Genomic DNA, 12,392 nt, shown 5'->3' with positions numbered 1-12,392 from the left:
GCTTACCGTTCAAGGACAAGCTCCGTGTCGCCGTAACGCAGATGGCGCGAGAAACGGCCTTTGACCCGAACGACCGGGTTGACGGGGATCTGGGTCGAGCGACCCTCATTATAGGCCCGTTCGGCTTCGGTAGGTTCCCATTCCACGCCGAGCTTGTCGAGCGCCTGACGCGCCACGCCAGCGAAGCCATCCGCGCTCATCAGCACGGGTCGGCCCGTCAGGCGCGACGGCATGGCCCGGCCATAAACGCCGTAGCCGAGCCGCACGAGACGGCCCTTGCTGACGAGGGTGCGCAGCGCGCGCAAGACCTGGTCTTCGCCGCCGAGCTTGGTGAATTCACGCGGCAGGAAGACAGCCTCGTCCTTCTTCCGCGCAATCTTCTGTTCGATTTTTTTAAGCAAGGTCTGGTGCTTCGGCATCACCGCCTCCATTCCAGCAAAAACCCGACATTCAATGTACACAGAAACCCGACGATTTTCAACGAAAAATACAATTAAATCATAAAGTTACGGTATTTCAATGCGCTGAACAGCCACCCAGCGCTTTACGGCATGTCCGGGTTCCCGGCTTGAGGCTAGCTCAAGTCCGTCGCGGAAAACCCCAGCCGTGTCCGCCTCAGCCGATCGATGCCTCGAAACCCACCCATGTGCTGGCCGAGAAAGCGATCAAGGATGTTTCTGAAGCGGGCGAAGAAATAGCTCGCTTTTTGCTTCATCGTCGAGGCCCGCCCTACTGTTCGGGAATCTTGACAGCCCCGTCTCCGATCACGACGAATGGAGCCCATTGTTCGGGCGTGTATCTGTTCTTGCGGAGCTCGCTCATAGAAGCGGTCAAGGCGGCCGCTACGGACAGATGATCGCGGTTCATCAGCATCAATGCGTGTTCGAGAAGTTTCTCAGTCGCGCTCGGTTCGGCATCCCAATAGGACAGTATGAGAGCCTTGGCTCCAGCGGTGGCGAACGCTAGTCCGAGGCCGGAGAGTCCCTCTTCGAGAGAGCCGGGAGCGGCTCCAGCGGTGTGACAGGCAGCGATTATCGCCAGCGACACGCCGTCTAGATCCATGCCCGCGATGTCTGCGGTCGTGAAAAGGCCACTGTCTTTCGGATCGGATGGATCTGGCGTCAATACAATGGCCGGCAGCTTGGAGATCTTGTCGCCGCCGACTAATCCATGGGTGGCCAACACCAGTATCCCCGCCCTGCTCAAATCGGCTTTGCGAAAGGTCTTGACCGTCGCGTTGGTGCCGGTTTGAGGAACGGCGCCGCCGAACATTGCGAATGTTGCCTGGAGAAGGGCCTCCGATCCATAGGCTTTGCCCAGACAGTTCACGAGTTGCCGTGGTTCGCTCACGTCTGGCTTCGGACACCCGCTATCGTCAAGCATCGGATCGCCGAATCCGGACGACGAACGCGAGGGTTGCTTGTCCGCGACGGCGGGGTTGCGCAATGCGGCCAGCATCGACAGGGAGGAGAGCGTCGACGTTGCGGACAAGTCGCCTAGCAGTGTGCTTCCGATCGGTAGCAGGTGGGCCGGAAGGCGTTGCAGATCTCCGTCGGCTACCAGGAATACGTGGTCGGTTCCATCGAAGAGTCCCTTTAGATCTTTGAGCCCAAGTACGGTCCCGAGCCGATCTGTCGCTGCGCGAAAATCCCCCTGCCTCCGCGCATCGATCACCGACGTGACGGCCGCGGCGATATCGTCCCGGGTTGCGGTCCTTGATAGAGCCGAGGCCGTGACGACGTTCGCACCGCGGCGGGCTGCGATGAATACGACCGAGAAATCGCTACCTACCCGGAAGGCGATCATTGCTTCGCGATCACGCAGAATATCCGGCAGGTCCTCCATCGACACTTTGAGCCTTCCGGTCGCGAACTTCAGCCTGACGTCCGATTGGATCGTACGTTCGCTTTCAGCCATTGCAGCTCGTGCCCTGTTCAGGCGCTCCACGGACAAATCCAGGTTCGTCCACATTGATTTGACTGCCTCGTCGAAAGCGGACCGCGCTGCGCAGAGTTCGGCGAGAGATCGCTGGAGACGTCCTATTGTTTCTTCGTTTGTTCGACGAATCATGCCACGCTCGATGGCAACTCCGACCCGGTCGAGTTCTCTCTCTTGGACGAGATCGAAGATGTCGCGGTCTATCTTTCTGAACTCCTCTTCGCTTGCGCCTCCCTGCTTGCGCAGCGCCTGCCGTTTGAGGATGGCGAACATGCCGCGGCTTTCGCGGACCTTGGCTACCAATTGACGGTTCGGCGTGACGCCGGCGCGGCAACCCGACGATTCCTCGGTCAGCCAGGCGCCCAGCGCGCGGTCGGCTGCCCGCGCTCCTTCCAGCGCAGCATCGAGGTCGCCCGACCCGCCTTTTGCGAATGCGAGATCGATCAGCGCCTTCGCAACCTCGAATGTTCCCTCGGGCACCGCTCGCCTCGTTCCGGCGAGCGCTTGTTCGTAGAAGGGTAGCGATTGCTTGAACTGGCCCGTTGCTTCGAGCAGTGCGCCCTTCGTGGCCGCTATGTTGGCTTGTTCCAGCGGAGTGAGAGAAGATTGCGGAATGCCGTCGAGCTCTCGGATCAGCTCGACCGCCTTCCTGGCTTCGCCCGAATTGATCGCCATCGACGATCGTTTCTGAAGCGCTCTCGCGAGAACTTCCGGGCGGCCTCCCTTCGCCCTGAGAAGAGCAATCGCTTCGTCCAAGCGGCGGATCGCGCCTTCCTGGTTGCCTGAGTCGAGCAGGTTGTCGGACCACGCTATGAGAAGATCGGGTAGTCCCAACGTGATGGCGTCCGGACGGTCGACCACCATCTTGTACGCACGCTCGAACAGCGGACCGGCTTCGTCCATTCTCTCTTCGTAGCCCAGAAGAATGGCGTTGTTTATGAGCGTGACCGCCAAAATACGCTGATGTTCGTCCGAGGCGTCGGCCGCGCGGAAATAGTCGACGACCTTCGGATCGTCGAGTTCGGCGATCAGCAACCTGTTGAATTCGAAGGCTTCTTGACGACTGCCGCGTTTACGAGCCAAGCGAGCCGCAGCCGACAACGCTCCCAATCTGGTCTTGGCTGAAGCGTAGTCCTTCGACGAGGGCACGATCTCGAGTGCCTCGCGCAGCTTCGGGGTCGCCTCGTCCAACCGATCCAGGTCGGCATAGAGAGCACCGAGGTTCGTAAGCAATTGCGCACGCTGTACCGAACCGCTTGGCACGAGCGTGATAGCGTCCTCGAGCGTTGCCGTCGCTTCTCTTCTGCAGCCGAAGTGCAGATAAAGCTTCGACAGCGTCAAGCGGAGTCGGATTCGCTGGTCGGGCAGGAAGTCGGACCAGGCAGTGTCCTGCCGGCGCGAAAGGGCGGCGTCGAGGTACGAAATGTCTTTCGCGGCTTGAGCGGCCACGCCAGGATCGTTGTGGTCAGCGCGGCTCGAGAGCTCATTTCCTTCTGCGATAAGGTCGCGCTTTAACGTATCAAGGGTCCTTGGATCGTTGCCCAACGTCAGTCGGGCGAGAAGAGATGCGACGGAAGGCGATGGCGCTAGATGCTGGTCGATTCTCGGGCATATGGTCAGGCCGCCGCCCTGGGCTGCGGCATGCTCCGCGAGCATGGCAGTGAACGCGGCGACGATCAGTGATCTCAAAAAGCGTTGGGAAAAGCGTTGCTGAAGCGGACGTCTATTTGAGTGTCTTGATCCAAGCATTAGCAGCGCGCTCCTGGATTTCGATCTGGACGCCATTCGTCACATCGAAGGGGATCAAGCCGTCTGCAGGCTCCCCGCCGAGCAGCTTGCGCGGGATGTGGGTCGGCCGGAACGCGACGGACGAGGGCCCCTCGGTCTGGAGCGTCACCGCCTTCTGCCCCTTGAGGTCTATCTTGGCCCCGATCGATGCATCGACCGGCAGAACGCTTGCCGCACCTCCCGGCAGTAGGTTCTTCAATTGCTCAATCTTTGCCTCCGCGCTGGCGTCGGTACCGAAGGACATGACGGTGTTGGTCTTGGCCCTGATCACGGTTCGGATGAGGGTCGCGGTTCGTCCGAACAACGTGATGACCTTACCCTCCATGATCAGCGGTTTGAGGAATTCGCACTCCTTGGACAGATTGGACTGCAGATCGTCGAGCGTCACGTCCTCAATGGCGCCCTCGCTGAACACCAGCGAGACGCTGTCCACGAGCTTGTCGTTGGCCGTGAGGCCGAACCACTGCTTGACCTCGAAAAGGAAGGAAGCCGCCGTCTGGGACATCCCCACGAACTTCGGAAGATCGAATTTTTGGGGCTGAGGCGGGACGAGATTGGGAAAACACGCGGCTCGGCGCTTCAGCACGGATCGCGTCCTCACGTCTATCAGGTCACCGACTTGCTGGCCCTCGGATATGATGAACGGCTCGTAGCCGCCCCGGAGGCTATTGAAATATTGGACCAGCGCCGATCCGTATTCCTGGATTCCGGCATCGGCGAGCGCATGTCCGGGCCATAACGCGGCGCTCGTTAGCACGGCTGACGCCAATACCATTGCTGATCTGATGCTCAATCTCATCCCTGCCCCCGAGTCTGGCCCATTTCCCGGAAACGCAGTGCCCGGGTCGTACCAACATAATGCGTAGCCGGCTGCCGTCCAATGTCCTCGTACGGCTGTTTCAAGGACGGGACCAAGTTGACATAATCGGCAGCGGCCAGACAAGCTCCTACGAAGGAGAGCCAGTTGGCTACTTCGACGGCTTGATGAAGAATGAGATACAGCCTCTATTGTCTTCGTAGAGCCATTGATAGGTGCGCGGAAGGATGAGGACCGCGTCGTTTACGTAAAAGAACAGTTCGTCGGTCACCTTGGGCGTCACGTACTCAGAAATCTTCTTCACGCGCCGGTCGGGGTCAGGTTCGAGGAAGTCCACTTCGCTGCCAAGCGAGCCATAACGTGCCATCGGCTGGAACCAGGGCTGAAAGTAGTAGCGCCGCAGCGGTAATGCGAGAATATGGACGATGGTCTCGGTCCAGGACAGCTGGGTGCCGTCCTCCGGATTGCGGAAGGTCGAATATCCGCGCGCGTCCGTCTCAACGCCGCCATTCATCAACATCGCTTCGCCTGCGCCCGCGGCCACTTTGCATGTGTCCTTGCTGGTCGAATAGTTCCCATACTGACGGGCAAGCGTAGCCGGGTCCGGGTTGGTCCAAACGTAGTATCGCTCGAGGCGGCCGACCTTGTAGCCCGTGGCAAAGCACGGGTCGGACGTTTCAAAGGAGACCAGCGCTCCGGCATCTGGGATGTAGTCCAGCTTGCCCGTTGGCTTGCAAATCAGTCCCGCCTGATCCACAGCCGTGAATAGAAGTCGGTCCCCGACCGTGAGTGCCAAGTATGCAATGATAACGGCGGAAAGCGCCGGGCCCAGATAGTAGCGCCATCCTGACCGGACTCCCATGAGGATACGTTCACGACCGCCCGGCATGGAGTTGGGAGCCGTCATCGGCGCAGAGAGCTTTCCGGCGAATGCTTTGCGCCAAAGCGCGGTCATTCGGTCGTCGATCGCGGAAGCGACGCGCTCACCGCCGATGATCAATGCTCCAATGATACCCACCAGGATCAGGAACGTCCCGGGATATTGTGCATAGGAGGCGAGCCATTGCGATATCCATGACGGCAAGAACCCGCTCAACGTCCGGATAATGTCTGAAACCCATTTGAGCGCATTGACCCTTTCACCAAGCGGATCGCTCCGCCCGGCGAAGGGAAATATGACGAACACTGTGGTTGCCGCCAATGTGAAAAAATACAGCGCCGCGCGGGTGTAGACCAGCGGCCAGACGTCCTGGCGCTCGGCGAGGACGCGGGCCTGAGCCTGCTCCGAAGTTTCCGGCGTGTTGATCGTCGGCCCCGATGCACCGTCCGGCAGGCTATCGATTCTGAACCGGACGCTGCCGTCTTGCGCTATCTCTGGCGAGACAACATCATAGTTATGTGGAATTCCAATCGGCGCATAGACATGGGCGTTGTTCCTTATGCGCCTTAATACCGTCTCGTGGATCTTAGGCTTCTCGACATATACCTCATCGCCCGTCGTCCAGGAGAAGCGCTGCCCGGTCAGGCGGGATATGCGCCGTGGCCCATAGCGGTAGTAGCTCGCCGCGCCAGCGCGGGAATCATACAGCCGGCCGTCTTTATCCTGCGCCTGCCTGGTTTCCGCGAGTGCCGCAGGATCCGATAATTTGAAGCAGAGACCTTGGGCTCTCGCCTCCTCCATCATCCAGTATAGCGGGATCTGAGCGAGGGAATCGTCCGGGTATCCGCCACCAACGTTCGCATGTACGCCGACGAACCAGACCTGGCTAATTCTCTCCGCGGAGGTGTAACGAGGAGTTCCGCTTGCCAGTTGCTTCTCCTGTCTCTCATTCCAAAGAACAGGATGAAATGTGGTGCGCTCGTCATCGAGGGAAAGCGCATGGCACGCGCGCTTGACACTCGGATGAAGCGTGTGGCCGGGCAATTCCAGCGGCCAGATCCATTGGCTCACGCCTTGGGTCATCTCGTCGATCGGAAGACCGTAAGCCGCAACTGTATCCCACAGCCCCAGAAAGCGGATGACCGGCGTTTGCCTTCCGGCGGGGACGGTCGATGGCTTGGAAGACACTTCTCCTCCAAACAATTTCTTCAGGCCAAGGACCAGCAGGTACCAGTTCGTATGGAAATGACTTCTGTGATACGCCCGGTAGGCCTTTTTCGCCTGCCGGTCCAATTCGCTATCGGAGATGCCCTGCGCCGGAATCAAGCCCTGGTCGAGGATCAAGCCCATCGTCACGCGGATAGTGAAAGCGCCACGGCTGAAGCCGAATGCGAATATCTCGTCGCCCTCGTTGCGGTAGTTGCGACAGGCGAACTTGTAGAGCGTGATGACATTGCGACGCAGACCAATCCCGAAGGCGCCACCCAGGACCGCCAGCGGCTTGAACGACGAGGTCCCAACGCCGTCATCATAGCAAGCGACTTGATCGTCGTTGGTAAGATCCAGCGCGCTGAACATGCGCCAAACGTTTGTCCGCCAAACCTTTGCCGATGAATTGCCGGTGCCATCGGAGAGGAGCACGATGCGTCGTGGCATTTTCTTCCTCAATCAAAACTGAAATCAGCAAGCCGCCGCCGCAGAACAATATAAGGTTGCAATATCCTTTAGTTGAACGCTCCGGAGGCGCAAGTCAAGACCATTTGCAGTCTGCTTCTCAAGGGATATTTCCTTAAATCGAAGAGACTTGCTGCGCTGCCAACATGCAGGAAATCGATGCAGAAGTTCAGCGACTTTCTGCATCATCTCGCAGGATTTCAATAGATGACTGGCCTACACTGATCGCAACATAAACTGGAGGTGGGCGGCTCCGATAATGCTCCTACCCGCCCACCTTCGCGCGAGCAGGCAGTAGCCGCCAATCTCCTTCAGATGGTATTCAGTCGGAACCCAAAACCCATTGCGATCGCCATCCGTCCGGACCCAGACAAATTCCCAGCTCTGAGCTAACCCAATCACTCGACAACTAGCACCTGAGCTGTTCCCATCCATGGATTCAGGCTTGGCGATTTTTCGTGGACGATGTGCTCTTAATCTCAGCGCGCCAGCGGACGCAAATGCGGATTTGGCGAGGAGTTTGGGCCTAAGTTATCTTTATTGGACTCGATCCCTGTAACAACCCTTTTTACGTCCAATATCCGCAAGCGGGGTTCCGGTTACAGTTCCGCACGCACGAACGATTCACCGGACTCAAGGCTTCGAATTACGAAATCACGCACGGCGCAACGGGGAGGAGCGGGAAAACGGGGAGGATCGGGAAAATGAGTGTCGTTTATGATCGTTGGCTACGGCGTCGCTTGCCCCTGGCAACCGGGCCTTTGTAAACAGTGCTCGCGTCCCTCGTGATCCGTGCGAAAAGCTTCGATGAAGCCGCCTCGACGCTGCGTCACGAATACCGTCTTTCCATCAGCACCACCGAATGCAAGGTTGGTGGGTTCGCGACCTTGCAGATCGACCTCTCTCTGCAGCGCGCCATCGGCTTGCATAACCGCAATCTTACCTTTCTGGATTCGTGCGATCAGCAATCGTCCCGCAGTGTCGGTACGCAGGCCATCCACCGTATCCGCGTGGAAGGTCTTGAGAGCGCGGGCCGACGTCAGTTCGTTGCCGCGAACCTCATAAGCCCAGATCTGGCCGCTGTTCGACTCGCTGACATAGAGGGTCTTCTCATCGGGGCTCAAATCGATGCCGTTCGTTGTGCCCATTGATCGTGCCGCAGTCATCACCTGGCCCTGCACCGACCCGTCAGCGGCTTTTGCAATCCGCCAGATCCGGCCGCTACGCGCCTTCCAATTCGGGTCACTGGCGTAGATCGTACCGTCTCGGGCGATAGTCATATCATTTGGCTGACTCATGTCGTCGGCATGAAAATAGACTTCTGGTTCCAGGCTGCCTCGCTTGATCTGGAAAATGTTGTGCTTCTTGTAATCGGCGACGAACATCGTCCCATCGCGAGCAAAGCGGATGGAGTTGCCGACACTGCCTTCCGGCAAGTCCAGGTATTTTTCCGAGCTGGCGCTTCCCGGGGCGAGCTTGCCGATCGTGCCCTGCTTCCCGAAATTGACGACAAACAGACTCCCATCGCGATCGACGGCGGGTCCTTCGATGCCGAACGTGTATTCGCCAGGTGGCGTCACCTCCTGGCTCTCGAACAATTTTGGACCTGCGCACGCAGCGCTCGCCACGAGCGTGACTAGCAATGCGCTACCGCAAGGGCACAAGAGCCTTTTGAGGAATGTAATAGCCATCGGCGTCAGTGCACTCTCCGCTCAAGAAAGCATCGGCCGGCCGGTAAATTCGGCTAAAACCCGGCTTACCTACGGCCTCCGCTTGTGTCACGATAACGACCTTGGTTGTCGGAATTTGGCCGCAGATCTTACCGGTCTTGCTGAAGAAATCCCTCTCGGCCGGCCCCTGCTTGACCTTCATCCGCGTACCGGGAACCATCGTGCCGGCCAGGTAGTCCGCCAAGTCGAGAAGGCGCGCATAACCCGGTTCCGTCTTCGGCAAGGCCTCTCCTCCGGGCGGCATCAGCCTCTCGGCGCCAAAGCCACGTAGACGCGCGCGCAATTTACCGGAATCGGGATCCCCCGGATAGATCCAGCCGTCCTGCGACAGCATGAATTTCAATGCGGCCTGATCTTTGTCCGCGTCTGATTGGCCATGCTTCAAGGCGAAATCCGAATGGCAGCCAACGCAATGTTTCTCGATAATCCCGCTGCGAACCGCGGTAAGCCGGGCGCGGTTCTTAGGATCGCTTGCGACGAAGCCAACCAACTCGTCGATCTGTGCTTGGGTTCGCATATCGCACGGCAACGGATCCGGCGCATCGCCAGGCGCGCGATCAATGCGGATGACGGTCTTGTTCTTGTCCTCCACCAGCCAGATCGCCCCGTCGGCCGCGACAGTCAACCCGACCGGTGCCCCTCGCGGTCGTGCGCCATTGACCCTATGCCATCCTGAAATCAGCTCATCGAAAGGCGCTGCCGGGGCCCTGCCCGCATCGGTCTCAAACGCACGCGAGGGTACGGCCTCGCAGCTGACCTTATAGCTGACTGGCGGAGCGATGACCTTTGGAAAGCCGTGATCGTCGACGTCGTAGATCAAGACCCGGCTGCCCGCAGGTCGATAACCGTGCAGAGCGACCAGCAACTTGCCCTCGAGCTCCGGAAATTTGCTGCCATGATAATACAGCATCCCGAGCGGCGCGCCGTGGGGCGGCAGCAGCGAATGCGGCGGTTTGTAGATTGCCGTGTCGTTGCAGAAGTTCCTGTACGGTCCGTTCTGCAACACGGACCTAAACTCTGGGCTCGGTGTTGCCAGATCGTAGCAATACGGCCAGCCGTAATGTTTTCCTTTTTCGATCGCGTTGATCTCTTCGTTGGGTTTGAAGAAATCCTTCAAGTCCCTGCCGTTTTCACCCTGCAGAAAAGCAAAGCCCGGCTCCGGAAACCGCGAGTGCAGCGCCAGCGCCATCGAGTTGCGTAGTCCCCGTGCGTAGATCTCGCGCGGCGGGTTGGGATCGGCGGGCTTGAGCGCGAGGAAGACGCCACCATTCGGCGGCGTGAACATCCAGATCGATGCGAGCGGCGATGTTCCCTCTCCCGTGGGGCACACCTTGGTCACAGGTTTTCCGGGATTTGGGATGCAATCGTCGCTGTCCGAGCCGACGTTTACGAAGATCCTCCCCGTCTTGTCGAATACGAACTGCTTCAGCGAATGGCTGCTCTCCGCTACCTTCGTGCCGTCGGAAAGAGTTGTTCTGCGGCCCGGCAGGCCCTGGATGATCGTCTCCATTGTACTGCGCGGATTGGAGGCGAGCGGATCGAAGCGAAAGATCATCTCTGCCGTTGAGGCATAGACCTTGCTGTCCGGGCCGATCGCTAATCCGAAAGGATACTCGAGCCCGGTAATCGCTTCCCTGATCCGCTTTCCATCCGCGGCATGAGGATCCAGGATCAGTAAGCGACCATCCGTGCGTTGCCACCCTCCCATGTCCGAAATAACAAAAAGGTCATGGCCAGGAATCTGAACGATCGAGCGCGGAAAGATCAGACCGTCGTCCTCGCCGGCGACCAGCCCTGCGCAGAATCCCTGCTTCATATCGATTCTGATCTTGGGGAACGACAGCCTTCCGCTGCCGCATTGCTCGGATCCCAGCGTGTAACCGCTCTTTTTGAGGGTTTGCGATGACGCGACTGGATTGCCGGTCAATAGAACAGCAAGCGCAATAGTCGACGCACGAAAGACATGCGCGAGAGGACGACAACGGCCCGAGACTTTCAATGACGAATCTCCCAAAATAACTGACGGCAATACGACTCAGTCTCCAACAACCATACCGTGTGAATGCACGGTTTGTCTCGTCCCGTGGCTCTATCAGACAAATGTACTTGGCGGACGACGCTGCGAGCGCGATTGCTTAGTCGTGGCTGGCAAAGAACCGGACATCGATGATCTCGCGATGACCGCATGCTGGCACGTCCGGCAGATTACGTCTCTATTTCCCCGATTGCCGCCTTCGGTCTCACTGCTGGGACAAAGCAATGGCAACCAATTCCCGAGCGCAGAAGCCCAGTCACGAAGCATTCGTCGTGACCAGTACAATTCGTCGTAACCCAAAAAGGGCGAATGTACGTTCTGGACGAATGTTGACTGCATCTGGCCGCGCGATGGCGGCAAGGCCTTCAATGTATCGAACTGATCGCTGTACCCAGTGGCAGCCGACGCCATCCGCGGGCGCAAGGAGGCGGGACACTAGCCGCGCGATTGATTCAGCAAAGCGTCTCAGTCGCTCCGTGCATTCTCCCTTCGCAGTGGCACGGCACACTGGCGCAGCGAGGAAAACCACCGATGCGTTCACGCCGGGTCGAAGCAAGCGAGAGCTGTACAGTGAAAGCTGAGCCCCAAAACCTGCAGAGCGATGCCTGTCCGGAACGGTTTGGGCCTCGCATCGACAGAATGGACGCGGATCCTGCCGTCGCCGAGACGTCAATCGCGTGTGACATACATCCCGCCAATCAGTATGAGGCCCACGCTTTTCTCGGTAACGGCAAAAGGAATGGCCGCCGAGGATAGAGGACCTGCTTGGTGCATGTGCGGCGCTCTCGATCGATAGCGTCGTTCGGATGGGTGTGAAGTCATCCGCCCTCCTGAACCACCCGGAGGCGCTGGCCCGAACGGTCTCACCGGACATGGCGCAGCACGGCACCCAGCCAAGGCCAGCGACCTCGGGCAGGTCACCAACGCTGTCATCATGGAGACGGCGTGCGAGGGGGCCACCGCAGGCGGCAAACACTATCGTCGATATGAAGAAGCCCCGCGATGGCCGAGGCGAAAAAACGGCTCCTCGCCGCCAAGAGCTGGCCTGCGGACGTGTTGCGGCCGCCGCAGAGCCGCGTCGCCAACATCCGAGCCGCCTGACGGCCATAATGGAGCAAAACGACCGGGCCGCTTCGCGGCCCGGTTTCTTCTTCTACTTGTCAGGCGCCTCGCCGAGCTACCCTGGAATGTACACGCAACCGGGATCGTCCGGAGGACAGTCGCATTCACCGATCGTCTCGGCCAAATTGGAGAGTTGAGGTCTGTCCTTCACAAAGTCCTTGATGGCCGTCAGGCTCTTCCGGCTTACCTTGACGAACTGTCCGGAAGACTCGAGATGTGCATTGAGTTGGTCACCCAAACCCGCGTTGTGTACGGCAGTCATGATCTTTCCCAGGCCATGGACACCGAAATCGACGTGGGTCGCTCCTGAGCGGGCCGGCTTGGGCTTGGCGGCTTTCTTTGTCGCGTTCCGCGCCTTTGGGCCTGCTGCTGGTTTGCCCCTCTTTGCTTTCTTGACTGTTGCCATGT

Annotated in this window: 7 protein-coding genes; all 7 read right to left on the bottom strand. The window is 59.0% G+C overall.

Annotation, left to right across the window (positions count from 1 at the left end; all coding sequences use genetic code 11):
- Positions 1 to 2: 2 nt before the first annotated feature.
- Positions 3 to 419, bottom strand: coding sequence for a DUF6088 family protein (locus AAFG13_RS36730; RefSeq protein ID WP_342709918.1), 417 nt, complete (start codon positions 417 to 419; stop codon positions 3 to 5).
- Positions 420 to 729: 310 nt separating this feature from the next.
- Entirely contained in the window at positions 730 to 3,627 is a 2,898-nt protein-coding gene (locus AAFG13_RS36725) for a CHAT domain-containing protein (protein WP_342709917.1), read from the bottom strand.
- Positions 3,628 to 3,661: 34 nt separating this feature from the next.
- Positions 3,662 to 4,525 carry a hypothetical protein gene (locus AAFG13_RS36720; protein ID WP_342709916.1) on the bottom strand — a complete coding sequence of 288 codons (864 nt, stop codon included), beginning with the start codon at positions 4,523 to 4,525 and terminating at the stop codon, positions 3,662 to 3,664.
- Positions 4,526 to 4,694: 169 nt separating this feature from the next.
- The gene (locus tag AAFG13_RS36715) at positions 4,695 to 7,079 is read right to left on the bottom strand and encodes a DUF2235 domain-containing protein (RefSeq protein ID WP_342709915.1); all 2,385 of its coding nucleotides are present in this window, start codon (positions 7,077 to 7,079) and stop codon (positions 4,695 to 4,697) included.
- A 746-nt stretch (positions 7,080 to 7,825) separates the two neighbouring features.
- Positions 7,826 to 8,788 carry an SMP-30/gluconolactonase/LRE family protein gene (locus AAFG13_RS36710; RefSeq protein ID WP_342709914.1) on the bottom strand — a complete coding sequence of 321 codons (963 nt, stop codon included), beginning with the start codon at positions 8,786 to 8,788 and terminating at the stop codon, positions 7,826 to 7,828.
- A complete protein-coding gene (locus tag AAFG13_RS36705; RefSeq protein WP_342713476.1) occupies positions 8,745 to 10,772 on the bottom strand; it encodes a PQQ-dependent sugar dehydrogenase in 2,028 nt (675 codons plus the stop codon). Before AAFG13_RS36705 ends, AAFG13_RS36710 begins: the two co-directional genes overlap by 44 nt.
- Before the next feature lie 1,267 nt (positions 10,773 to 12,039).
- Positions 12,040 to 12,390: a hypothetical protein gene (locus tag AAFG13_RS36700; RefSeq protein ID WP_342709913.1), complete on the bottom strand. Its 351-nt coding sequence runs from the start codon at positions 12,388 to 12,390 to the stop codon at positions 12,040 to 12,042.
- Positions 12,391 to 12,392: the final 2 nt, after the last annotated feature.

It is taken from the genome of Bradyrhizobium sp. B124, assembly GCF_038967635.1.
GTDB lineage: Bacteria > Pseudomonadota > Alphaproteobacteria > Rhizobiales > Xanthobacteraceae > Bradyrhizobium.
Note: the sequence above shows the minus strand (reverse complement) of the source record. Positions and strands in the feature narration are given on the sequence as shown.

What these genes read in the sequence shown, in the direction of transcription:
- AAFG13_RS36730 (WP_342709918.1), bottom strand. Translation starts at nt 419, where the DNA reads ATGCCGAAGCACCAGACCTTGCTTAAAAAAATCGAACAGAAGATTGCG.
- AAFG13_RS36710 (WP_342709914.1), bottom strand. Translation starts at nt 8,788, where the DNA reads ATGGCTATTACATTCCTCAAAAGGCTCTTGTGCCCTTGCGGTAGCGCA.
- AAFG13_RS36720 (WP_342709916.1), bottom strand. Translation starts at nt 4,525, where the DNA reads ATGAGATTGAGCATCAGATCAGCAATGGTATTGGCGTCAGCCGTGCTA.
- AAFG13_RS36715 (WP_342709915.1), bottom strand. Translation starts at nt 7,079, where the DNA reads ATGCCACGACGCATCGTGCTCCTCTCCGATGGCACCGGCAATTCATCG.
- AAFG13_RS36700 (WP_342709913.1), bottom strand. Translation starts at nt 12,390, where the DNA reads ATGGCAACAGTCAAGAAAGCAAAGAGGGGCAAACCAGCAGCAGGCCCA.